Genomic DNA, 25,929 nt, shown 5'->3' on the forward strand with positions numbered 1-25,929 from the left:
GGCACCTAAAAATATTAATGGATTTGTTAAAATCAGAAAGCACAGTTTAGCTACGTTTATTAGCCAACAACTGAGAATACACTAAAGGAAATCACTAAAACATGAATCAGAAAGTATTTGTCATCACTGGAACTGCTGGAACGGGTAAAACAACGATTGCCCAGTATTTACACAATCAGTATCAAATGCCCCAAGTCATCACACACACGACACGGGCACCCCGCGATGGTGAAGTTGATAATCGCGATTATTATTTTGAAACGCCGGCATCATTTGAAAAGAATCATTACTTGGAAGCTGTTGAATATTCGGGTAACCGCTATGGTTCATCACGTGAAGGGGTGGAACGGGCATTCGCGAAAAATCCATTTGTTTCCATCGTTTTGGATACAAAAGGTGCAACAACTTACGCCCAAGTATTGGGGGATGAGGCGGTGATTATTTATCTCACAGTTAGCAATCACGCCGTATTAAATGAGCGCCTAGTACAACGCGGTGACGAACAAGCGCGAATAGCTAAGCGACTTGCGAGTGCTGATTATGTCCGCGATTTAGTGTTACCAGCAGATTTAGTTGGGGTAGCGCATGTAATCGTCAATGATGATTTGACGGCGACTAAACGTAAAATTGATGAATTAGTCAAGCAAGTTAGCTCGCAAAATGGTTAATTAAATAGTAAAGTTGGTACTCCATGATTGCATGGGGTATTTTTTTGGTATATCGTCAGTTTATAATGAATAAAAAATAGTTTCGTTAACGTGGTACACTAAGTGACTTACTAGCAACGCAACGATGTATTAACAAATAAAACTAATAGAACATTAAAAGGATTTTTAGGGGAGAGAAAAATTATGGCATATCGGACACCACCTTTTATGACACCGGTTGCGGTTGTCTCAATTATTTTGACGCTCAGTGCGGCTAATGTGGTAGTTAATCAAGTTTCTCATACGAACCAAGGACACCCAATTCAGCAAGTTTCCTCGGTGCCTAAATCGAGTGTAAAAGACAAATCAAGTTCGAGCGAAGATAGCAGTAGTTCAAGTTCGGACAGCTCGAGTTCATCAAGTAGTAGCGTTGATAAAAAATCAAGCAGTAGCAGTAGCAGTTCAGCTAAAGAATCTAGTCGTGAGTCTGAAGTTGAAAAATCATCAAGTAGTACGAAGCCTACGCAATCAAGTAGTCAACCAGCCGTATCAAGTAGTAAAGTTGTTGAGTCAAGTTCGTCGGCGGTTGAAGTACCAGATGATGGTACGAAGGCGCAAAACCAAACCGATCCATCAGAAAGTAATCAATAGGGGGTAACTACAATGCTGACAATTTTAGATATGGTTAACCATTATTTTGGGCTGTTTAATGTTAATACTAAATTCAAAGGGCGCTTGTATACAGTGCTTGGCTTTGGTGGTGTGTGGTATATCTTTTACATTGCGATAAGCTTTCTGACCGCACACCGTTGGTTACGTGGATTTGGTCTACTGCTGGCATTTGTAGCGCTGATGTACGTGATTTATTTGAACTTCATGTATTACTTTACGCAAAAAGACGCCAAACTGGACATTTCACCTAAAATTGAAAAAATCATGGGTGGACCACAAAATCCAGAAGTACAGAAACAGGCACGAGCAGCGGTTATTGTACCAGCACATGGCTTGTATGAACAAAAACAAGTCTTACCAACGGCAATGCAAAGCAATCCGGATGAGGAAAATAGCCTCAACCAGTTAGCTAATGACATGGCGGCAATGGGCTTAATCACAACAGATTACCAAGGCATGAGCGATGACGACTTAAGGGCGAGTTTATCGCTAAACGGGAATCAGCCGATTTATGCTAACCACCCAGGGGCAGCGATACCATATTTCCATTTAACTACTGAAGGTACGCATTTAATTGTGTATGGTGGTGTGAATGAAATGCAGGCAGTTCGCTTAGGTGAAATTATTCGAATTGGCTTGGCAGACACGAAAACCGCCTTGGCTCAATTTGATTTATTCCTTGCTTCGGTTGTATTACAAGGTGGACCAGGGAAAACTTTGGCCCGGAGTAGTTTTTTTGAACGTGACTATCCATACACTTTGAAAGTCGAAGTAGCATACGCACCTAAAAAACAATAGGTAGGGTTTATGGTTAAGATTAGTTTGAGAAACGCCAGCCGGTTATTTAGTTCCGGTGGTTTAATTCCTCTTTGACGAATGCGCAATCGCAAGGTAAACTATAGAATAGCGCTTATTGGCGACATGGTTTTTGCGTCGCTGTAGATGTGAACTGTGCCAACATAATCTTAAGTAATGCGGTTGTGGCGGTGTAGTTAGAGAGTTTTATAAAATATTTAATAAACATAGTCTCGTGGCAACCTGTCACGAAAAGATATGCTGGAGGAAATGTAACATGTCAATGATCGAATTTAAGAACGTTGAAAAGTACTATGGTGATTTTCACGCATTGAAAAATATCAATTTAGAAATTGATGATGGTGAAACAGTTGTTTTAATCGGACCTTCAGGTTCTGGTAAATCAACGTTAATCCGGACTATCAACGGTTTGGAACCAGTCCAAGCTGGCCAATTGTTAGTTAATGGTTACGATTTAGCTGACAAGAAGACTGACATGAACAAGATTCGTAAAAACGTTGGAATGGTTTTCCAACATTTTAACTTGTACGAAAACAAAACAACTTTGGAAAACATCATGTTGGCACCTCGCTTGGTGTTGCACCGTGATGAAGCTGAAAACAAGCGGATTGCACTTGAATTGTTAGACCAAGTTGGTTTAGCTGATAAGGGTGGTAACTTACCTAAGCAATTATCAGGTGGACAAAAGCAACGTGTTGCGATCGCGCGTTCATTAGCAATGAAGCCAAAGGCATTGTTGTTTGACGAACCAACTTCTGCTTTGGATCCAGAAATGATTGGGGACGTTTTGAGTGTCATGAAGGACATCGCCAAGGATTCAAGTATGACTACTTTAGTTGTGACTCACGAAATGGGCTTTGCCAAGCAAGTGGCTGACCGAGTTATTTTTATGGCAGATGGTCAAATTCTTGAAGATGATAAGACAGCTGACTTCTTTGGTGCACCTCGTGAACCACGTGCGCAACAATTCTTAAGCCAAGTGCTTAACCACTAATTGTTAGAGAATTATTTAGTGGGATGAAGAGAAAGGACTAAGGATTAGGGAATGACGAAACGATTAATCAAAATCGTAGCCTTGTTTGCTGCAGTTGCTGCCTTAATGGTAGTCGTTGCTGGTTGCGGAACAGAAGCTGCGGTCTCAAAAGCAAATCAATTAACACGGATTAAAAACGAAAAAGAAATGATTTGGGGTGTCAAAGCAGATACGAAACTATTTGGTTTGATGAACATCAAGACTGGTAACGTTGAGGGATTCGATATTGATATGGCTAAGGCCATCACCAAGCGAATTGACCCAAAGGCTAAAGCTACATTTATTCAAGTAACTTCACAAACCCGGATTCCATTGTTGAAGAACGGGAATATTGAAGGAATCATTGCAACGATGACAATTACACCTGAACGGGAAGAAGTTGTCGATTTTTCAAAACCATACTTTAATGCCGGTCAATCATTATTAGTAATGAAAAGCAGCAAAATTAAGAACATTCGCGATTTGAACCACAAGGGCGCAACTGTGCTTGGAACGGTGGGTTCAAACTCAGTTCTGAACGTTAAGAAATTTGCTCCCAAGGCACGGGTCTTGCAATTGCAAGATTACGCCCAAGCTTTAACGGCTTTGAAGTCTGGTCAAGGTGATGCTTTGACAACTGATAATGGGATTCTTTATGGGATGTCAGAAGATAACCCTAGCACGCGGGTTGTTGGTGGAACTTTCACCAAAGAACCCTATGGGATTGCAATGGATAAGGGCCAAGGCGACTTGAAAAATGCCATTAACAAAGCAATCGATGAAATTCACGCCGATGGTACTTACAACAAATTAATTGAAAAATGGTTTGGGAATGTACCTGGTTTCGATTGGAGGTCTTTGTTAAATGATTAGTATTTTTTCAAGTCACGCATCACAATTCCTTTCTGGATTTGGTTGGACATTGCTTTCAAGTGTATTGGCATTGTTCTTCTCATTACTTCTCGGATCAGGATTTGCAATCATGGAAGTTTTCCCAAACAAAGTGGCACATGCCGTTGCGCGGGTTTACATTGAAGTGTTCCGGAATATTCCACTGTTGGTAATCACGATGTTTTTCTTCGTGGTAGTTGCCAATGCCTTTAAAATTTCTGGTTTTGCCGCTGGGACAATTGGGTTGACGCTTTATACGTCAGCTTTCATTGCTGAAACAGTGCGCGCTGGTATTTTAGGCGTGGATCCAGGACAAATGGAAGGTGCCCGTGCCAATGGGATGACTTTCTGGCAAGCAATGAAGAACATTGTGTTGCCCCAAGCGTTCAAGTTAGTGATTCCACCATTGGGTAACCAATTTATTAACTTGGTTAAAAATTCATCAATCTTAGCGTTCGTTGCTGGTGGTGATTTAATGTACCAAGGGAATGAAATTGCTTCAACAACTTTTAATACTGTTTCCACATATATTATCGTAGCGGTGTTCTACTTGATTATCACAATGCCACTTAGTTACTATATGCGTCACTTAGAAAAGAAATTGGCCTAGGGAGGGGTAAAATAAAATGCAAAATCTTATTGATGCCTACTCTTGGGTTAATATCAGTTACTTACTTAAAGGTTTGTGGGTCACAATTGAAGTTTCAATCATCGCGGTTATTTTAAGTTTCGTGATTGGCTCGATTTTTGGGGTTATCCGTTATAACAATATTCCCGTTGTGTCAAAAGTCGTAGGTTTTATCATTGACGTGATTCGGAACTTGCCATTGCTTTTAATCATCTTCTTTACGTACTTCGGTCTACCTAACTTTGGGATTCACATGAGTATTATGACTTCTGCTGTTAGTGCCTTAACGATTTTTGAATCAATGATGATTGCTGAAATCGTGCGGGCCGGGATTGTCGGTGTACCATTAGGTCAAACTGAAGGTGCACTTGCTAACGGGATGACTCGTAGTCAAGCAATGTGGCACATCATTTTGCCACAAGCTTACAAAAAGATGATTCCACCATTGGTGAGTCAATTTATTTCATTGATTAAGGATACTTCATTGGCAACGATCATTGTCTTGCCAGAATTGATGTATCACGCGCAAATCATTTACGGTCAAAATAATAACTACATTATTCCAATGTTTATCGCCGTGGCGATTATGTACTTCATTGTGAACTATGCATTGTCATTAGTTGGTCGTTGGTTTGATAAAAAGCTTAAATAATACAAAAGGCAGCCGAACACGTTCGGTTGCCTTTTTCCATACCTTGATTCAGGGTGTATGATAAGTGGGCGCTATTCCGTCTAATGTGGGATTGAATAAACTTGATCACTTCGTGTCTGGAAATTACTTGGCGCACTGCGCTGGAAGCAACCTCACAAGCCAAAATACGGTCTTGTGAGGTTCGGACAAGCTGGGACTCTAAGGAATAAATTCCTAAGAGTCCTCATCTTATCCTCAGCGGAAATATGTGTTTCACACATATTCCCCCAGTCGCGGTGTAAAGGCTACGCCCGCCAAGCAATTTCCAGCCACTGCGCTAGCTAGTAATAATGCTCAAACTAGCAAAAACAGTCGTAGGGTGTAGATTCAATCAAATTTGGTATCCCTGAGTTGGCGATGTGCTCAAAACTAGGGCCTAAGGTGTTTTCCGTGGGGCGTGAGCATTCTTAAACAAAAATACAGAAATGAGAATCCCGCGCTAGAATAAATAGCGCCGATAACTGTCATTGCGTACCATAGTAACGAAACCATAGAGTATATCGATAGTGTGGCGTTAATTGAATATCATTGATTGTGCTAACTAACGAAGTGCCTAAGGAATCCACTTGGCTTCCATCATGGTGCGCCAAGTGGATTCTGTGGTACGAAGTGGCAATTTGCAAAATGAGCCATATAAATTTGAATATTCTTAGAAGTTATTGTGGAGGTAAATAAGAAAACTTTAATGAACATAGTGGCTGTAACTGTGATAAATATTGAAGAAAATATGTAATGTTCACATTTACCCTTTTATTATGAGAATTTTTTTAGTAAACTAATGATATTGTATTTTTAATAGGATTTTAATTGAAAACGAAGTGTGAGATATAAAACTATGAATGAAGAAACTTTATTATCAATCAACGGTGTCTCAACGGCTTTCAAAATCAACGGTGACTACTACACGGCCATTGATAATGTGAGCCTTGAATTACACCGTGACGAAGTGCTTGCCATTGTTGGTGAGTCAGGTTCAGGTAAGTCTACTTTGGCAACGACTGTCATTGGCTTACACAATATGAACGCAACTAAGATTACCGGTGAAATTAATTTTGACGGTAAAGAAATCTTAGAATTATCAGAAGATGAATTTAACGATATTCGTGGTTCAGAAATCGGTATGATTTTCCAAGATCCGCTGGCTGCTTTGAATCCATTGATGCGTATTGGTGACCAAATTAAGGAAAACCTTGATGTGCACACTGATATGACTGAAACGGAAAAAGAAGCACGTGTGCATGAATTGATTGAGCAAGTTGGGATTCCACATCCAGATCGTGTTGCGCGTCAATTCCCACACCAACTTTCTGGTGGGATGCGTCAACGGATTATCATTGCGATTGCAATTGCTAACAAACCAGAATTGATTATCGCCGATGAACCAACGACCGCCTTGGATGTTACAATCCAAGCGCAAATTTTGGACTTGTTGAAAGACATCCAAAAAGAAAACCACGCTGGGATTATTTTGATTACCCACGATTTAGGTGTTGTGGCTGAAGTTGCTGATACAGTGGCCGTTATGTATGCCGGTGAAATTGTTGAACAAGGTCCAGTGGACATTATCTTTAACAATGCTAAGCACCCATACACCCGTTCATTGCTTCGTGCGATGCCAACACTTGAATCTGAAAATGACGAGTTATACGTTATTGAAGGTTCAGTGCCACCATTGACGAAGATGGATCGGACAACTGACTTGTTCGCACCCCGGATTCCATGGGTACCAGTGCAACCAGGTCATCCAGAATTAGTTGAAGTTGAACCTAATCACCTTGTACGTGGTGAAAGCTGGAAGCAATTTAAGTTTAAAGACGAAATTTAGTAGGGTAGAGGAGAAACAATTAAATGAGTGCATTAATTGAAATTAAAAATTTAAAAGTCCACTACCCAATTCGTTCTGGTTTTTGGAACCGGGTATCGGACTACGTTTACGCCGCTGATGGTGTAACTTTTGAAATCGAAGCGGGTAAAACATACGGTTTGGTTGGTGAATCAGGTTCTGGTAAGTCAACAATTGGTAAAGCAATTGTTGGGTTGGAAAAGGTCACTAGTGGCCAAATCATTTACCAAGGGCAAGATGTTACTAAGCCAGCAGTACGTCGTCGGATGAAGTACAACAAGGACGTCCAAATGATTTTCCAAGATTCATTGTCATCATTGAATCCTAAGAAGCGTATCTACGATATTATCGCAGAACCAATTCGCAACTTTGAAAGTCTTGATAAAGCTGCTGAAAAGAAGCGCGTGGCAGAATTGTTGGACATTGTTGGTTTATCCACTGGCGCAATGTACCAATATCCCCACCAATTCTCTGGTGGACAACGACAACGGATTGGTATCGCCCGTGCGATTGCCACTAATCCTAAATTGATTGTTGCTGATGAACCAGTTTCAGCCTTGGATTTATCAATCCAAGCGCAAGTATTGAACTTCATGAAGCGGATTCAAAAAGAATTAGGTATTTCATTCTTGTTCATTTCACATGACTTGGGTGTTGTTCGTCACATGACTGAAAATATTGCCATCATGCACCTCGGCCGGTTCGTTGAACTCGGAACTCGAGATGATATTTATAAGAACCCCCAACACATTTATACAAAACGTTTGCTTTCAGCGATTCCGCAAATTGATATCGCTAACCGTGAAGAAAATAAAGCTGAACGGGCACAAATTGAAAAGCAATATCAGGAAGATCGTAGTCAATTCTACGACAAAGATGGTTTAGCTTACCCAATGCACCAAATTTCACCAACGCACTGGGTATCTTCACCTGAAGCAACTACGGAAGGAGACGCTAAGTAATATGTGGAAAACAATTTTACGGCGGGTCTTAATTATGATTCCGCAAATCATTATTTTGTCAGCCTTAGTGTTCATGCTTGCTAAGTTGATGCCTGGGGATCCTTTCTCAGGTTCAATCGGACCAAACACTGACCCTAAGCAAGTCGAAGCTTTGAAGCGTGCGGCTGGGTTATTTGACCCATGGTACACACAATACTGGCACTGGGTACAAAACTTGTTCCATGGTGACTTAGGTCAAAGTTATGCACAAAAGCAACCCGTTGCCACAATTCTTGGTAACCGGATTGGTAATACTGTCTGGCTTTCATTGTTGACGTTGATTATTTCTTACGCAGTTGCCATTCCTTTGGGTATGACAGCTGGACGTTTTGAAGGTTCACGTCGCGATCGCGGGATTGTGATTTTTAACTTTATCACTTTCGGTGTGCCATCATTCGTTGTGTTCTTGCTTGGTTTATTCTTCTTTGGTTACCAATTAGGAATCTTCCCAACCGCTGGGACAATCAATCCCGATGCAACTGGATTAATCCAAGAGTTCTTCTCACGGATTTATCACATGATTTTACCAGCTGCTTTAGCGGGTATTATTGGGACAACAAGTACAATTCAATACTTACGTTCAGAAATTATTGATTCAAAATCACAAGATTATGTGCGGACTGCACGTGCCAAAGGTGTACCAACACACAAGGTTTACTCACGTCACATTTTCCGTAACTCATTGTTACCAATCGCGGCCTTTGCTGGTTTCCAAATTACTGGTTTAATCGGTGGTTCAGTGGTTGTTGAAAATGTGTTCTCATATCCTGGGATGGGTCAATTGTTCTTAACTTCAATTGTTACTCGTGACTATTCAGTGGTTACCGCCATTGTCTTGTTCACTGGGATCTTAGCATTGTTGGGTTCATTACTCTCAGATATTATCATGAGTATTGTTGATCCACGAATTCGTATCGAATAGAAAGGAGGCTATAAATCAATGTCTGAAAAACAAGAAAAAAACGAAACTTTAGTAGATACACCACGAACTATTAAAGAAGTTGACGAAAAAGATGTGGTTGTTAGTGCTCCTTCTGGTATTAGCACAATCATACGTGAATTTAAACGAGATAAAACAGCCCTCGTCGCTGCAATTCTCTTGATTGTCATCTTTTTGACAATCATTATCTGGTCATTCTTCATCTCAAAGGAAACCGTAACGTCTGTTAGCATCATGGATCAATATTTGACACCTGGTACTGATGGCCACCTTTTAGGAACTGATGAACAAGGTCGTGACATTGTTAGCATGTTAATTGCCTCAGCCCGTAATTCATTGATGATTGCCTTCATGATTACCTTAATTGGTCAATTCTTTGGGATTATCATTGGAACGGTTACTGGTTACTTCCGCGGAATCGTTGATACAATCATCATGCGTATCATTGATTTCTGGACAGTGTTACCATTCTTGATGATTATCATCGTGTTGGTATCAATTGTTACTAAGTACAATGAATGGACTTTGATCTGGATTATTGGTTTATTCTCATGGCAAGGGACAACACGTTTGATTCGTTCAAAGGTGTTATCAGAAGCTGATCGTGACTATGTGCGCGCATCAAAAACTTCTGGCTCAAGTAATTTCATGATTATCTTCCGCGAAATTTTGCCTAACTTGGCATCAATCATCATCGTTGATTCAACTTTGACTTTCGCCGGTAACATCGGGATTGAAACTACATTGTCATTCTTGGGCTTCGGTTTACCAAATGGTACGCCATCGCTTGGGACAATGATCTCAGCTGCGACTGACCCAGATGTCTTGTCTTCTAAGCCATACGTTTGGGCACCAGCAGCCTTACTTATTATCGTAATTACCGTTGGTATCTCATTCGTTGGACAAGTACTCCGTCGGACGGCTGATGCACGTCAACGTTTAGGTTAATAACAAAATTAATGTCGATTAGCTATGTTTAGCTGATGGCACGATAAAGCACCAGTAGCCCTTATACGGTTACTGGTGCTTTTTTCGTTCTGTTCTGTTTGACATGAAATTTATAAAATGTGATGAGATGTATGATGCCACTGCGTGCCTGAAAATCACATTGTGCACCGAGAATGGAAGCACATGCCCAAGCCAAAGGGCGGTCTTGGGCAATTCGGGATAGCTGGCAGTCTAATGGCTAAAGCCAAAAGACTGCTCACATTTGTAGCTACGCTGGACAAATAAGGCCCGGTCGGCTCTACCCTCAGCGACAAACCCGACACGTGGTGTCAGGTTCGTCCCATTTCGGTGTAAAGCCTGCCGGCCACAAAGTGATTTTCAGTCACTCCGCTAGATAAGCGTGGAATTATTAATTACCGCTAAACTTGCAGCGACAAGGATTGCGGGCATATTACTAGTCAGATTGCCTGCTCAAACTAACGAAGAGGCTGGAACCAGGCTGGACTTTAGCTCGCACCGTGATGGCATAATCAGTAACGGGTTTCGTTACAGATTATGGATTTGTGAAGATGGTTACCGCGTTAGCGAACCAAGCTTCGCAAACATTTGAAGACCGCACTGTGGCTTCAAATGCTTGTCTTCCATCACGGTGTCCAGACTGGTTCCAGCCTCGTAGTGGGAATCAATCTGAGACACATATCCAAATTCCACGGTGGAATAAATAGCGCCTTAACAGTCCGTGGCACTCCGGCTTGGTTCTTTAGGTATGCCACTAACATGGAAGAATGTTTTATTTACTAATATTCTAATATTTAGTATCTTCTTAGAATCTTCACATTTTAAGAATATCGACCTGTGATGGGCATTTTGTAGGATAAAACGGAGTAGAAGAACAAAAAGCTGGTAAATGAAAGCGTATTTAATGTGAATGTTTGAATAAAATATGAATAAAGTGAGAATTGTATTAAAAAACCATTGCAACATTAAAATTTCTCTGCTAATATAAATCTCATAGGAAAATTCAACTTTAAACAAGGCGAATTATTTGGACATTAAATTTATGTAGGAAAGCAAGGGGATTTACAATTATGAAGAAATCTACAAAATATCTCGCAGGATTTGTAACTGCGGCAGCATTGTTCTCAGCAGTGCTTGCAGGTTGTGGCAACAAGTCATCAGACGAAAAGGCATCTACTGCCACTGTTGGTGATTTGAAGGTCGCTTACGACAACAAGGCAAAGGCCATTAAAGATGGTAATTTGAATGTTGCGATGGTACAAGATACTCCATTTGAAGGAATCTTTGCTTCTGAATTATCAAATTCACAAACTGATTCATACTTAGCAGAACCTTTGACTGCCGTTGGTGGTTCAATCTTTGCTACTGATGATTCATTCAAGATTGTTGACGGTGGTGCCGCTGACATTAAACTTGATAAGGCAAGCAAGACAGCTGTTATTACTTTACACAAAGACTTGAAGTGGTCAGACGGTAAGGCTGTTACTGCCAAGGATTTGGAATTTGCTTATGAATTGACTGCTAACCCAGATTACGGTTCATCACGTTATACTGATTCCCTTGCTAACATTAAAGGTTTAGCTGATTTCAACAAGGGTAAAACTAAGACTATCTCAGGTCTTACTTATCCTAAGGGTGAAAACGGTAACCAATTGAAGATTCAATTCGACAAGATGACGCCTGGTATGTGGCAATCTGGTTCAGGTTACTACCTCGAATCTGCTGAACCATACCACTACTTGAAGGGTATCCAACCTAAGAAGCTTGCTGCTTCAAAGGAACTTCGTCAAGCACCACTTTCATACGGCCCATACAAGGTTTCTAAGGTCGTTGCTGGTCAATCAGTAACATATGTACCAAACGAATACTACTACGGCTCAAAGGCTAAGCTCAAGCAAATCACGACATCTGTTGTGTCAACTTCATCTGCAGCCGCAGCATTGAAGGCTAAGAAGTATGATGTTGCGTACCAAGCACCATCAACTGCTTACCCAAATGTTAAAAAGCTTACTGACTACGTGCAAACTGGTCAACAATCACTTTCATTCTCATACATGGCATTCAACTTGGGTCACTTTGACGCCAAGAAGAGTGAAAACGTAATGGATCGTAAGACTCCAGTTCAAGATAAGAACTTGCGTCAAGCAATGGGTTACGCAATGAACGTTGATGAAGTTAACAAGAAGTTCAACAACGGTCTTGCAACTCGTGCCAACTCAACAATCGTGCCTGTCTTTGAAAAGTTCAATGACAAGGATGTCAAGGGCTTCCCATTGGATCTTAAGAAGGCTAACTCAATTCTTGATAAGGCCGGTTACAAGTGGCAATCAGGTAAAGAAGGCGACGGTTACCGTTTAGACAAGGATGGCAAGCCATTCAAGTTGGTTTACTTTGCTCGTTCAGGTAACTCAAATGCTGAAGCCGTTGCACAAAACTACATCCAACAATGGAAGAAGATCGGTGTGCACGTTGCGTTGTACCACGATCGTTTACAAGACTTCAACACTTGGGCACAAGTTATGACAACTGGTACAGCCCAAGATTGGGACTTGATGGGTGGTTCATGGTCAGTATCATCTGATCCTTCACAAATGGACTTATACTCAAAGGGTGCTCCATACAACTTCGGTCACTTCACTACACCTGAATTGACTAAGTTACTTGATAACGTTGATGGCCAAGCTGCCTTGACTGAATCAAACCGTAAGGAAGCATTTGATAAGTACCAAGAATACATGCAAGATCAAGCTGCAGTTATCCCAACTTCATTCTCACTTGACTGGTTCCCAGTTAACGAACGTGTAATTGGCTGGACTAACTCACACGCTTCTGACCAAACTCGTTGGGCAGATATCGCGGTGTCAGCTGCAAAAACTAAGTAATTTCGCATTACTTTAGATAAATAAGTAATATAATTAAGGAGGTTGGACAAATACGTCCAACTTCCTTTTTTTAATTAATTCAAATGGAGGAACAATAATGACACGACTGCAAGATGACTTTTACACAGCGATTAATGAAAAATGGTTGGCTGAAACTGAAATTCCAAGTGATCGTCCCCGGATTGGTTCATTTGATGAACTTGGGATTAAGATTGAAAAAACCGAATTGGCTGATTTTGGTGCCATGCGCGATGGTGAAACACCCGCGGGCTTGATGGGTGAGTTTATTAAATTTTACCGTCTCGCTAGTGATTGGACGAAGCGGGATGCTGATGGGGCTGTTCCTTTGAAGCCTTGGTTAGCTAAGGTGACGGCGCTCAATAACCTGCAAGACTTGCAAGCTAACTTGTTGAGCTTCAGCTTCCAAGGTTTGCCAACTGGTGTACCAGCCTACGTTGACCAAGATATGAAGAACACGGAACGTAACATTTTGAATGTTGGTTCATTTAGTCAAATCCTACCTGATACAACTTACTACACCGATGATAATGAACAAGGCCCTGAATTACTTAAAGTGTGGGCTGCTTCAACCGTTAAGTTATTGGTCATGGCTGGCTATGATGAAGCTGAAGCAACTAAACTGGCTGACGATGCGGTAGCTTTCGATAAGTTAGCTGTCCCATTTGTTCTTTCAAATGAAGAAAAGAGTGATTATTGGAAACTTTACAATCCAATTGCTTTTGATGAATTTACAGCGAAGGTTAAGAACCTCGACTTAGCAACGTTCTTTAAGGCCTTAGTTGATGGTGAACCAGATATCGTGAATGTTGGTGAAGTGAAGTTCTGGGATCACTATGATGAAATTGTTAACGAAGCAAACTTTAGTTTGATGAAAGCTTCATTTATCACGAAAACGGTGCGGGCATTTGCCGGTTACCTGAGCGAAGAAATGCGCCAAGAAGCTGGTGTGTTTGGCCGGACAATGAGTGGTACTGAAGCCGCACCGAGCCAAGAAAAAGCCGCTTTACGTTTGGCACATGGGGCGTTTGATCCAGTTGTTGGTGATTACTATGGTCGTAAGTACTTTGGTGAAACGGCCAAAGCTGATGTCTTAGACATGGTTAAGAAGATGATTGCGGTGTACGAAAACCGCCTCGCTCAAAATACGTGGCTCAGTGAAGCAACGAAGCAAAAGGCAGTCTTGAAGTTATCAACAATCGGTTTGAACGTTGGGTACCCTGACAAGATTCCAGCCCGTTATTCACAATTTATTGTGGACGAAGATGCAAGCTTGCTCGACAATGCGTTGAAGTTTAGCGAATTTGATAACCGGCATGCCTTTGCCCAATTTAAAGAAAAGCCTAATACGGATGAATGGGAAATGCCGGCAGATATGGTAAATGCGTATTACCACCCATTCCACAACATTATCGTGTTCCCAGCCGCTATCTTGCAAGCACCGTTCTACAGCTTAGAACAAAGCAAGTCAGCGAACTATGGTGGTATTGGTGCGGTGATTGCGCATGAAATTTCACACGCATTTGACACGAACGGGGCGCGCTTTGATGAAAAAGGTAACTTGAATTCATGGTGGACCGACGAAGATTTTGCGGCCTTTGAAAAACGCTCTGAAGCAATGATTAACGAATTTGACGGTTTGGAAATTAGTGGTGCCAAAATTAATGGGCACCTGGTGGTTTCTGAAAACGTTGCTGACGTTGGTGGTATGAGTGCGGCGCTTGAAGCTGCCAAGGGTGAAGATGAAGTTAATTTAGCGGACTTCTTTGGTAACTGGGCAACGGTTTGGCGTAACAAGGCCAATGATGATTTCATGAAGTTAATGGCGGCGGTTGATGTGCACGCACCCGCACCATTACGGGCAAATGTCCAAGTTTCTAACTTTGAAGATTTCTTTGTAACATTTAACGTTACGGCAGATGATGGTATGTGGCGAGCACCAGCAGACCGCGTCCAAATCTGGTAAAATACAATTAATGGCAACTAGTCCCACGGGGCTAGTTTGTCGTACATAATGAATCGCGAGCGGGGTAATGAATGATGGTACGCATCCAAGATGATTTCTACACAGCGATTAATCAAGCATGGCTAGATGAAGTTGAGTTAGCACCTGACCAAGTCCAACGTGGGAGCTTTAGTGATTTAACCGCTGAAAATGAACGGCGAGTACAGGCAATCTTGACTGATAATAATGAAGATCATCTTGCACTCCAAGGAGCCAAACAATTATATGCAATCGCACTTGATTATGAACGCCGTGAGGATGATGGTCCATTTCCAGTGCAACCAATGGCCGAAAAAATTCTCAAGTTACGCGACTTAGCTGAGTTACAGGAACAGGCAGCAGAATTTATTTTTGCTGATGTCAGTACGCCGTTTAGCTTTCATGTTGCCGCTGACATGAGAAATACGAACATCCATGTCTTGTATGCTGATGCACCACGAACGATTATGCCAGACACGGCGTATTACGTCGATGATAACCCTGAAGCAGAACACCTAATTGAAAGCTGGATTGAACAAGCATTTGATGTGCTCGCGCGGTTTGGTTTTGAAAATACGGATATTGGTAAGCTGATTGAGAATGCGCTCGTGTTTGACAAGCTCCTTTCGGCGGCAATTATGACAACCACGGAAGCTGATGATCCTTGGAACCATTATCACCCCACGACATTGGCTGATTTTAATACGCATAGTCAGTTTGTTGATTTAGGTGGACTGACGGCACAATTAGTTGGCCACCAAGTTACTAAAGTTGTCATTCAGCAACAGCGTTACTGGTCGAACTTCGATGAATTGGTTAATCCACAGACTTTTCCACTGATTAAAAGTTGGATGTTGATTAAGGCACTAGTTAATGCAACGCCGTACTTATCGGAAAGTTTACGCCAAGCAGGTGGTCAATACAATTTAGCTTTAACGGGGGCTAAAGCATTAGTTGAACCACGGCGAGCGGCATTTGAAGTGGTCAATGATATTTTTGGTGAAGCGTTAGGGATGATGTATGCTCAGCGGCACTTTAGTAGCGTGGCACACGAAAATGTGACCGCAATGATTACGGCAATCAGCGCTGCCTATCAAGATCAACTGGCAGCTAATGACTGGCTCAGTGCAAACACTAAGCAACAAGCGCGATTGAAACTGGCGGAGATGACGGTAAGAGTTGGGGCACCAACGCAACTACCGCGTTATTATGCACAATTAACCGTTGATGTGACCGCAAGTTATTACATTAATGTCCAAAATCTGCGGGCGATAAAACGGCAAGCGTATTTTGCTAAGGCTGATTTGCCAGTCGATAAGGCAGCGTGGCACATGGCTGCGCACCGCGTAAACGCATATTACGACGGGCCGCGTAACGAGATTGTATTCCCTGCAGGAATCCTACAGTGGCCATTCTACGACGTAAAACAAGATGTGGCGGCTAACTATGGTGGAATTGGGACAATCATTGCCCATGAAATGACGCATGCCTTAGATGATAAGGGATCGCATCTGGATGCCACGGGTAGTTTGAGCAATTGGTGGCAAACAGCGGATTATCAAGCATTTAAAAAGCGGACGCTGATTTTGGAAAAACAGTTTGAGCAGCAAGTGGCAAATGGCGTGACCGTCAACGCCCAGCAAACGTTGGCAGAAAATGTAGCTGATAACGGCGGCGTCACAGTTGCCCTAGCAGCGTTAAAAAATGTCATGGGTAGTGATGCCAATTTAGCACCATTTTTTGCAAGTTTTGCCCGCATTTGGCGCAAGCAGGCAACCCCAGACTATTGGCGCTTACGTGGAGCAGTGGATGTGCATAGCCCAGCCCAGCTCCGGGTTAATATTACGTTAAGTAACTTTAGCGAATTTTTTACGACGTACGATATCAAAGCTGGGGATGCAATGTGGCGCGCGCCGCAAGAGCGTATGCATATCTGGTAATTTAGTGAGCTCTATGCTGTCTGACGTGGAATTAAGTAAAATTGGCCACTCCGTTAGTTAGGAAAAATTCTCGTAAACAAAAGTACAAAATTGAGAATCCCACGCTACAATAAATAGTACATTTAATGTTGAAGGATGGGCGGAACGAATGGGATTCCGTTGCCGTCCTTTTTATTTTGGTGACTAAAAGAAATTTGACCGGTTTTATGTTAGGAAGTTAATATTATATATATAATAATTTTATATTGAAAATTCATATTTTTATTTGAGAAAAAAGTGCTATTCCTTGAAAATATATGTTAAAATCATAATCATATTTTAATTTTACTTTGCTTTTGCAACTACAGCGCTAGTGCTATTAATTCAAGTGTTGAACTTTTTACTTTTACTACGTGCCACGAAATTTGCTTTTCGCATCATGATGGAAGCTAAGTTTTCTAAACCTGCAGTTGAAGCGAGTAAACCTATTATTAAAATATAATCAAAAAATAGGTGAGGAGAAAGCCATGAGTGACAAAAAAAGTGTCAAACTGAACCGCGACTTAGGTCTGCCTTCAGCGTTGTCTCTAGTTATCGGTACGATTATCGGTGTAGGGATTTTTATTCGACAAGCAACAGTTTTGAAGGAAACTGGTTCCACCTCCATGGCTTTACTCGCGTGGATTATCGGTGGGGTAATCACGTTAACAGCTGGCCTAAGTGTCGCTGAAATTGCATCAAAAATGCCGCACGCTGGTGGATTATATTCGTACATGGAACATATCTATGGCCGACTTTGGGGTTTCTTATCGGGCTGGATGCAAGTAATTGTCTACGGTCCAGCGATGATTGCATCATTAGGTGTATATTTAGCAATTTTATTAGCAGAATTTTTCCATTTTAATCATGCTTGGCAACTACCATTGTCGATTGTGGTTGTGTTATTAGTTGGTGGCTTGAATTTATTGGCCAACCGTTTCGGGGCAACATTTGCCATTGTTACCGTGATTGGGAAAGCCATTCCGATTACAGCAATTATTGTCTTCGGGCTGTTTTTCGGTGATCAACACGCCATTGGTCAAAGTGTCCAAGTTGTCCAAGAGCACGTTGGTAACTTTGGGGTGGCAGTGTTAGGAACTTTGTACGCCTACGATGGCTGGATTTTAGTTACGAACTTAGGTGAAGAACTAAAGAACCCACGCAAAATGTTGCCAAAAGCAATTGTCTTCGGGATTCTTGCGGTCATAGTTGTGTATGTACTAGTAACATTTGCAACTTTCAAGTCTGTTAATGTTGATGTGATTGCAACTAAGGGGGATGATGCGATTCCATACTTAGTAACATCAGCCTTTGGTCAAATAGGCGGGAAAATTCTTTCAATTGGGATTATTATTTCAATTGCTGGGGCAATGAACGGTAAGTTAATGTCATTCCCACGGTTAATGTTTGCGATGGCGCGTGACCACGAATTGCCTTTCCACAAGCAATTGGGTTACTTGAATATGAAGTCGCAAGCCCCAACGCACGCTACGTTGGCAACCATGGGAATTGCACTATTTATGATTGTTTTCTCAAATGCCGACTGGTTATCAGCCAAAGCAATTTTCATCGTGTATGTTTTCTACGTGATGATTTTCGTGGGTATCTTCCTATTACGGAAACGTGAAGGCGTGGATAAAAGTAAGTTTACGGTGCCGTTGTATCCCCTGACACCAATTGTGGCAATTGTTGGTGCGGTCTTCGTGTTATATAACGAAGTGATTACCGATGTCGAAGGTGTCCTACTTTCATTAGGATTCGTCTTGCTGGGTGTGCCAGTGTATTACTGGAAAAAGCGGCAACAAAAGCGCGATGGTTTCGTGCGTGAAATTCGTAATCTTGAAGATGATGAAGAAGAAGCTGTTACAGAATAACGATATATTAAAAATCCCGATTTCTACCTTACTATGATAAGGAGAAATCGGGATTTTTTTTTGCAAGTGGATAGCCTGGGGATAAGTGGATTTGTGGATAAAAATAGCGCTAGAGGTTTTCCACAAGTGGATAACTCATAACGTTACTATTGGTTCTATTTTTTCATGCTACTGTGCTCTGTGGTTGGTAACTGTCTTTCGCTAGTTTGAGTATTATTCCTAACTAACGGAGTGTCGGTAAATTACTTGGCGGTCGCAGACTTTACACCGCGACTGGGGTGATATGTGTGTAACACATGTCGCCGCTGAGGATGAGATGAGGACTCTTGGGGATTTATTCCCCTAGGGTCCCAGCTTATCCGAGTTGTTCAAGACCGCACTTTGGCTTGAACATGAGCTTCCAGCGTGGTGCGCCAAGTAATTTACTGACACGTAGTGACCAAGTTTATTCAATCCCACGTCAGACGTAATAAAGCAACACTATTTCACTAAATAGACGCGTTCATCAATCAAATCAAAGGTGTGGTAATGGGCATTGAGTTCGGGGATTTCCTCGAGCGAAGCGGTTTGCCAGAATTCCTTTGAATCGGTTGCCCCGTTTTTTTCGCCAATAACGATGAAAGTAGCCGCGGGATACTGATTACGAATGGTGTTTAGTACATCCACATCGATGGTCACGCCATCTGGTGACCATGACATAATGATGTAAGTGACCGTTGCCCCGTATTTTTCAAGGGCTGCAAGGGCATCTAACGCTTCGATGTGCGTGACAGGCTGTGCACCAGTCGCGTTTTCTTGCTTCCAGCTAGTATCATCGGTCGCATAGACAACTTGTTTGGGATTGCGCGCGCGTAGTCCAGCCGAGATATAACCGTTACCTGCCATTAGTTCCAAGACGCTGCCACCAGCGGTATAAGTGCTTAAATCGCCTAAGAAGCTTGAATTGGTGTACGCCCACATGCCATAAGTTGTGGATAAGTAATCACGGAAGTCCCGTAATAATTTATCGAGCTTTGGTAAACCACTTGAGAGCTTATCCCATTCAAGATCACCTTGAGCATCCCCAGCAGGATAAATTGCGGCCAGCTTGGTGAAGATGGTATTTTGAATATCATCTGGTAATAGTAAAGGTGGTAATGGTTGTGGCGCCATTTTCTGACTGATTAAACGATCTGCTTGGAGCGCATTGTTAATCAGTAATTTAATTTGTGGGTAGTCGCTATACAAATCCGCAAAATATTGGAGTTGTTCAATGTAGGGTTTCACCACGCTTTGTTTAACTTGTTTTTTTAATTTCTTGAGTTGTTTTGGATTCATTAATTATGACCTATTATGAGAACAAATCGAGTTCTTCTTGGTGATCGATTGGAATAATGGCATCGCGGCCAGCTTTTCCGTGGACATAGCCATCGATTAGTTGGAAAATTTCATAGCGATCTTGATTATCAAGTGGTTCGTGGTTAAAAGTTAACCGACTACCTGATAAGAAGAGCATCGCAATATCAATTTCCTCGTGATCGATTTTACCAACTAGATAGTCTAGTGAAACGTTAAAGTATTCAGCTAACTTACGGACTTCAATATAGGAAGGAGTTCGGATACCACGTTCCCAGTTACCAATCTGCGATGAGGTATTAGGCTTTTCGTCTGAAGTAAGCTGTTCATTTAAAGCCTCGGCAAGGACTTCTAAAGTAATATGCCGTCCACGGCGCAAGGCGCGTAGTCGTTCTGGGAACATAGTGAACCTCCTAATGATTGTTGGTTATTTTACAAATTGCTCAGTGACATCTAAGAAGTCTTGGACGTCCTTAGCGACTAAGTCAGCACCAGCTTGCCAGAAATCTGGCTTGGTTAAGTCAACGCCGAGGTGCTTTTGGGCAAGGTCTTCGGTTGACATGTTGGCAGTATCTCGAAGCAAGGCGATGTATTGATCTTCAAAGTTTTCGGTCTTTTGTGCCTGAGCATAAATTCCTAAACTAAATAAGAACCCGAATGTGTAAGGGAAGTTATAGAAAGGTACATCATCAATGTAGAAGTGCAATTTACTTGCCCAGAAGTGTGGGTGCAATTTGTCGAGCGCGCCATCAAAGGCTTCTTCTTGGGCTTCGGTCATTAATTGATTTAATTCAGCTGGGGTGACCAGCTTTTGTTGGCGTAATTTGTAGAATTTATTTTCAAACAAGTAACGCGCATGAATATTCATCATCATTGCGACGGGGTTGTTTAGCTTGGCGTCTAACAAAGTAACGCGTTCAGCATCTGAAGTTGCGGCTTGCAGTTTAGCATCATTTACCACGAGTTCGGCAAATGTTGATGCAGTTTCGGCGACGTTCATCGCATAGCCACCACGCCAAAATGGTAAGTCAGTTAAGACTGAAGTGTGGAATGAGTGACCAAGTTCATGGGCAATCGTTGAGGCATCATTTGGCGAACCAGTGAACGTTAAGAAAATCCGTGATTCGCCAAGTTCAGGGACCGCTTCCATATAACCACCGGGTTGTTTTCCGGGGCGGTTTTCTGATTCAATCCAGTTGTTTTCAAAGGCCCGCTTAGCTAAAGCGGCCATTTTAGGTGAGAATTTGGCGAAATTAGCCATGATGAATTCAGCGGCATCGTCGTAGCTCAAGTCCTTAGCTTCAAAGTCACCAGCATGGATGGGCGCGTAAATATCTTGGAATCCGAGCGCTTCTTTACCCATGAGTTGGGCTTTCCGTACGAAATATTTTTTCAACATTTCTTTGTTCTTAGAAACAGTATCCCACATCGCGTCCAACGTTGCTTGGCTCATCCGGTTTAAGTGTAATGGTAATTTCAAGTAGTCTTTAGTGCCGTGAGCTTTGTAGTTAGTCAAACGGAAGCCAGCAAGGTGGTTCAATGTATCGCCCACTAAGCCTTCCGCATCGCCCCACATTTTTTCGTAACCGGCGAGTAAGTTTTCACGAACTTTGGCATCGGGATAACCTTCTAAGTGGTTTAACGCTTGCCCAGCTGAAATGGTTGTCGTAACCCCATTTTCATCAGTGAAAGGCATACTTAAGCCAGCAGCAATTGTGTCATAGTGGGAACTCCAAGCTGAGTAACCATCAAGTTCGAGTTGCGTAATCAAGTTTTCAGTGGCGTCATCGAGGAGTTCACCGGCTTCTTGGCGCATTTCGTTCAAGTTGAAAACAATTTCCTTTAACGCTGGAATCGCAATAATGGCCGCCCAATTGGTGGCGTCGATGTTGGCTAGCAGCTTTTTGAATTTTGCTGAAGGATCAGCGTATTGCGCTTTTAAGTTATCGACTTCGGCATTTTTAGCGGTTAAATTTGTGTTTGAGAAATCATCAGAAATCAACGCACTCACGAAGACTGATACTTGTAATAAGCCGGCTTCGATAGTTTGGGCTTCGTTAGTTAACGCAACGAAGGTGGCAAATGCTGGTGCGTCAGCTGTGACATCAAAATTTTGAATGGTTGTGCTAAAATCTTGAATTTGCAGCGCAATTAAGCTCATTTTATCTGCAAGTTGGGGTGAATCAACACCGCCAGGGAAAATGCTGTCAAGATCCCAGTTTTGTGAGTAGGTCATGTATGGTTCCTCCATCGTATATATAAGTATTATTATAACATTTTAATATTATTAAGGCTTGGGAAAACATGGCGCTAATAAACGAATAGTGGTAGAATTATCCATTATATTGTTAATGGTGTTAATTAGTTAGCGTGCATGGATTTAATAATTAGTAGCTTTGATAGTTTACAGGGAAGGCTACTACCACTGCGTACCGGTAAATCACTTGGTGCACCACGGAATTAGCAGCAATTAAATAACAAAAACATAGAAATTATTGAAGTGAGGATAGAGATTGTGGCTAAGGGAAAAAAGAAGATGCGCACTGGTAAAAAGGTTTGTATTTGGATAGCAAGTATTGTTGGTGTTTTGGTCGTTATTTTATTTGCGGCGGGGATGTATTTCTTCCATGTGGCTGAAGTCCGGGCACCAAAGTCATTTATTAATAGTACGCCAATGGCTAAGTCTAACCCTGCCTATGCGTATCGGGAATCATTTTCAAAACTTAAGAAGCAAACTTGGTACCAAACGACACCAGGTGGTTTGAAGTTGGATGCTTGGTATGTGCCAGCTGCTAAGACGACGAATAAAACGGCCGTGATTGCTCATGGATTTGACGGAAATAAGGAAAAGATGGCCGAATACGGGGAAATGTTCCACCGTCTCGGTTACAACGTCTTAATCCCAGATGATCGGGCTGCCGGTGCTTCGCAAGGTAACTTGATTGGCTATGGCTGGACTGACCGTAAAGATTACGTTCGCTGGATTAACCAAGTTATCCAAAAGAATGGAGATTCGAATATTATTATGTTTGGGGTCTCAATGGGTGGGGCAACCACGATGATGACGTCTGGTGAAAAGCTGCCAAGTAACGTGAAAGCGTTCATTGAAGATTGTGGTTACGACAACGTCTACAACGAAACGGCGTACCAAGCTGGGGAATTATACAACTTACCTGGGTTCCCATTGGTAAACATTGTATCCGCAATTTCAAAGGTGCGCGCTGGGTACAGTTACTTTGAAGCTAGTTCCGTTAAGCAATTACACAAAAATAAGCGCCCAATGTTCTTTATTCATGGGGCAAAAGATGATTTTGTGCCAACTAAGATGGTTTACAAAAACTACGCTGCCACTAAGGGACCTAAGGAATTATGGATTGTGAAGGGTGCAAAACACGCGAAGTCATTTGAAACTAATCCCGCGGTTTACCAAGCCAAAGTAGCTACCTTCTTGGCAAAGTACGATAAATAAGTGCTGACAAATTTAAATGTAGTAAGTGAATAACGTGAAGCTCGGCAGATAATTAAAATCTGCCGAGCTTTTTCACAGTTTAGGCAAAATTGTTCATTAGAATAGCAAAAGGTGAAATTCACGGGACTAGCAAAATTGCTGTCAATTGAGAATTTTAGGAAGTGATGGAGGAGTAAATACTTGGCGCAGACAGAAAAAAATGTTCCGAAAGTTAAAGTCCCACGGCAAGTTATCTTAGCCATCGTCGCAACCGGCATCATGTCGTTTGCGGGAATTATGAGTGGCACATCAATGAATGTGACTTTTCCGACAATTATGGAAGAGTTTCAGATCAATATTGCCACGGTGCAATGGGTGACGACCGCTTATTTATTAGCCGTGTCACTAATTATGACGACTTCGGCATATTTCAAAGCCATTTTAGCGCCGCGAAAAATATTCATTATGGGATTTATTGCTTTTCTGCTGGGGGTTTGCACCTCAGCATTGGCGCCAACGTTTGCTATTTTATTGGTTGGACGGATTATTGCAGGTGTCGGAACTGGGTTATTAATGCCGTTGATGTTCAATATTATTTTGACGGGTGTGCCACTAAGCCGGATTGGAACATTTATGGGGATTGGCTCAATGATTCTGCAGATGGCACCGGCATTTGGTCCGACCGTTAGTGGAACCATGACATATTATGCTAATTGGCGCTATATCTTCTGGGTATTAATTCCAGTTGCTTTGATTGCTTTTGTCATTGGCTTACGCAACATTGCGACTACGCAGCCTAAAATTGCTAAGCCAGTCCAGTTCGATTTCTTACGTTTTGGGCTACTAGGTGGAACGTACTTCGCTTTGTTGTATGGTCTCGCTTCAATTGGTGAATATGGTGGGATTGGGATCCAATTTATTGTGCCACTCCTGATTGCAATTGGTTTAATGACGATATTTATTAAGCGCTCGCAAGTGGCAACGAAGATGTTTTTGAATGTACAAGTATTTAAGCATAAGGCTTTTATTTACAGCCTTTTGATTTATATGGTCATTCAGTTTTCTAATCTGGGCCTAAATTTCATGCTACCAAACTTTGGTATTATCGCTTTAGGGATGTCAGTATTATTTGCAGGCTTAATGTTATTGCCGGGGAGTTTGATTGGTGCCTTGGTTGCGCCAGCTTTTGGACGGATGTTAGATACACTTGGTGCACGTAAGCCACTCTATCTAGGTAATGGGATTTTTACAGTGACCTTCGCCTTGTTTGTGTTATTGGGTAATTATATGTCTGCTGGGGTAATTACAATCTTGTATCTCATGTTTACGTTGGGACGTAGTATGATATTTGGTAATTCAATGGCCAATGGCTTGCGCCAATTACCAGCAGAAATCCGACCAGACGGCAATGCAATTTTTAATACCGCACAGCAAATTGCCGGTGCACTGGGTACAACGGTAATGTCATTATTCATGACGACAGGGAGTGGCGCACCAGATACGGTGGCGTATTTTGGGAGCGTCAAAGCCTGGATGTTCTTAATGTGTCTTGGCTTAGTGAATTTTGTCTTCTTGAGTAAGATTTTTAAATATTCAAATAAGTGAGCTAGGACTATTGATGATTGCGTGGCCAATCACGAATATCTTTTTCTTCGTGATTAGCTTTATTCCAAGTAAGAATAATTGGCTCAATTTCGTCTGACGTGGAATTTATAAAATGTGATGAGATGTATGATGCCACTGCGTGCCTGAAAATCACATTGTGCACCGAGATGGAAGCACATGCCCAAGCCACGTGCTTATGCCTGAGGTACGGCAACGCAAAACATTCCAGCAGTTTGTTTTCAACAAACAACTGAATCTAATCAAAAACCGATTAGATTAGCCTTCCAGGCTGAATGTCTGTCTTGGGCAATTCGGGATAGCTGGCAGTCTAATGGCTAAAGCCAAAAGACTGCTCACATTTGTAGCTACGCTGGACAAATAAGGCCCGGTCGGCTCTACCCTCAGCGACAAACCTGACACATGGTGTCACGTCCCATTTCGGTGTAAAGCCTGGCGGCCACAATGTGATTTTCAGTCACTCCGCTAGATAAGCGTTGAACTATTGATTACCGCTAAACTTGCAGCGATAAGGATTACGGGGATACTGCTAGTCAGACTGCCTGCTCAAACTAACGAAGAGGCTGGAAACAGGCTGGACTTTAGCTCGCACCGTGATGGCATAATCAGTAACGGGTTTCGTTACTGATTATGGATTTGTGAAGATGGTTACCGCGTTAGCGAACCAAGCTTCGCAAACATTTGAAGACCGCACTGTGGC

The 25,929-nt window shown here is 42.1% G+C and carries 20 protein-coding genes; 17 read left to right on the forward strand and 3 right to left on the reverse strand.

Translation table 11 applies throughout. The annotated features are described in order from the left end of the window. The first annotated feature begins 101 nt into the window (after nt 1–101). The 15 genes from EQG49_RS08500 (at nt 102) to EQG49_RS08570 (ending at nt 18,823) form a co-directional block, all read left to right on the forward strand. A complete protein-coding gene (locus tag EQG49_RS08500) occupies nt 102–668 on the forward strand; it encodes an AAA family ATPase (protein ID WP_133363587.1) in 567 nt (188 codons plus the stop codon). Nucleotides 669–851: 183 nt separating this feature from the next. Continuing rightward, the gene (locus EQG49_RS08505; protein WP_133363588.1) at nt 852–1,298 is read left to right on the forward strand and encodes a hypothetical protein; all 447 of its coding nucleotides are present in this window, start codon (nt 852–854) and stop codon (nt 1,296–1,298) included. A 12-nt stretch (nt 1,299–1,310) separates the two neighbouring features. After that, entirely contained in the window at nt 1,311–2,117 is an 807-nt protein-coding gene (locus EQG49_RS08510; RefSeq protein WP_133363589.1) for a DUF6681 family protein, read from the forward strand. Nucleotides 2,118–2,391: 274 nt separating this feature from the next. Continuing rightward, nucleotides 2,392–3,129 (forward strand): amino acid ABC transporter ATP-binding protein, encoded by a 738-nt coding sequence (locus EQG49_RS08515; protein WP_133363590.1) that lies wholly within the window; start codon nt 2,392–2,394, stop codon nt 3,127–3,129. 51 nt (nt 3,130–3,180) lie between these two features. Then, complete coding sequence (locus EQG49_RS08520) at nt 3,181–4,020, forward strand: glutamate ABC transporter substrate-binding protein (RefSeq protein ID WP_133363591.1); 840 nt, start codon at nt 3,181–3,183, stop codon at nt 4,018–4,020. Beyond that, on the forward strand, nt 4,013–4,648 hold the full coding sequence (locus EQG49_RS08525) for an amino acid ABC transporter permease (protein ID WP_133363592.1): 636 nt from the start codon (nt 4,013–4,015) through the stop codon (nt 4,646–4,648). The genes EQG49_RS08520 and EQG49_RS08525 overlap by 8 nt, the downstream gene beginning before the upstream one ends. 16 nt (nt 4,649–4,664) lie before the next feature. Continuing rightward, nucleotides 4,665–5,318 (forward strand): amino acid ABC transporter permease, encoded by a 654-nt coding sequence (locus tag EQG49_RS08530; protein ID WP_133363593.1) that lies wholly within the window; start codon nt 4,665–4,667, stop codon nt 5,316–5,318. An 874-nt stretch (nt 5,319–6,192) separates the two neighbouring features. After that, complete coding sequence (locus tag EQG49_RS08535; protein ID WP_133363594.1) at nt 6,193–7,182, forward strand: ABC transporter ATP-binding protein; 990 nt, start codon at nt 6,193–6,195, stop codon at nt 7,180–7,182. A gap of 23 nt (nt 7,183–7,205) precedes the next feature. After that, on the forward strand, nt 7,206–8,162 hold the full coding sequence (locus EQG49_RS08540) for an ABC transporter ATP-binding protein (protein ID WP_133363595.1): 957 nt from the start codon (nt 7,206–7,208) through the stop codon (nt 8,160–8,162). A gap of 1 nt (nt 8,163) precedes the next feature. Then, a complete protein-coding gene (gene opp4B, locus EQG49_RS08545) occupies nt 8,164–9,123 on the forward strand; it encodes an oligopeptide ABC transporter permease (RefSeq protein ID WP_133363596.1) in 960 nt (319 codons plus the stop codon). Nucleotides 9,124–9,141: 18 nt separating this feature from the next. Beyond that, the gene (locus EQG49_RS08550) at nt 9,142–10,089 is read left to right on the forward strand and encodes an ABC transporter permease (RefSeq protein WP_133363597.1); all 948 of its coding nucleotides are present in this window, start codon (nt 9,142–9,144) and stop codon (nt 10,087–10,089) included. Nucleotides 10,090–11,177: 1,088 nt separating this feature from the next. Then, nucleotides 11,178–12,989, forward strand: coding sequence for an oligopeptide ABC transporter substrate-binding protein (locus EQG49_RS08555; protein WP_133363598.1), 1,812 nt, complete (start codon nt 11,178–11,180; stop codon nt 12,987–12,989). Between the two features lie 97 nt (nt 12,990–13,086). Beyond that, nucleotides 13,087–14,973: a M13 family metallopeptidase gene (locus EQG49_RS08560; RefSeq protein ID WP_133363599.1), complete on the forward strand. Its 1,887-nt coding sequence runs from the start codon at nt 13,087–13,089 to the stop codon at nt 14,971–14,973. A gap of 71 nt (nt 14,974–15,044) precedes the next feature. Next, nucleotides 15,045–16,931 carry a M13-type metalloendopeptidase gene (locus EQG49_RS08565; RefSeq protein WP_133363600.1) on the forward strand — a complete coding sequence of 629 codons (1,887 nt, stop codon included), beginning with the start codon at nt 15,045–15,047 and terminating at the stop codon, nt 16,929–16,931. 506 nt (nt 16,932–17,437) lie between these two features. Then, a complete protein-coding gene (locus EQG49_RS08570; protein ID WP_133363601.1) occupies nt 17,438–18,823 on the forward strand; it encodes an APC family permease in 1,386 nt (461 codons plus the stop codon). Nucleotides 18,824–19,303: 480 nt separating this feature from the next. Here the strand turns inward: EQG49_RS08570 and EQG49_RS08575 are convergent, their stop codons facing one another. From EQG49_RS08575 to EQG49_RS08585, 3 genes are read right to left on the reverse strand one after another with little or no spacing between them, the layout of a single operon-like run. Continuing rightward, nucleotides 19,304–20,140: an SAM-dependent methyltransferase gene (locus EQG49_RS08575; protein WP_133363602.1), complete on the reverse strand. Its 837-nt coding sequence runs from the start codon at nt 20,138–20,140 to the stop codon at nt 19,304–19,306. Between the two features lie 13 nt (nt 20,141–20,153). Then, entirely contained in the window at nt 20,154–20,561 is a 408-nt protein-coding gene (locus tag EQG49_RS08580; protein WP_133363603.1) for a helix-turn-helix domain-containing protein, read from the reverse strand. A gap of 24 nt (nt 20,562–20,585) precedes the next feature. Next, nucleotides 20,586–22,394 (reverse strand): M3 family oligoendopeptidase, encoded by a 1,809-nt coding sequence (locus EQG49_RS08585; RefSeq protein WP_133363604.1) that lies wholly within the window; start codon nt 22,392–22,394, stop codon nt 20,586–20,588. A gap of 300 nt (nt 22,395–22,694) precedes the next feature. Here EQG49_RS08585 and EQG49_RS08590 point away from each other — a divergent pair, with 300 nt between their 5' ends. Continuing rightward, the gene (locus EQG49_RS08590; protein WP_133364557.1) at nt 22,695–23,627 is read left to right on the forward strand and encodes an alpha/beta hydrolase; all 933 of its coding nucleotides are present in this window, start codon (nt 22,695–22,697) and stop codon (nt 23,625–23,627) included. 180 nt (nt 23,628–23,807) lie between these two features. Further along, on the forward strand, nt 23,808–25,211 hold the full coding sequence (locus EQG49_RS08595) for an MFS transporter (RefSeq protein ID WP_133363605.1): 1,404 nt from the start codon (nt 23,808–23,810) through the stop codon (nt 25,209–25,211). Nucleotides 25,212–25,929: the final 718 nt, after the last annotated feature.

This window comes from Periweissella cryptocerci (genome assembly GCF_004358325.1).
Classification (GTDB): Bacteria; Bacillota; Bacilli; order Lactobacillales; family Lactobacillaceae; genus Periweissella; species Periweissella cryptocerci.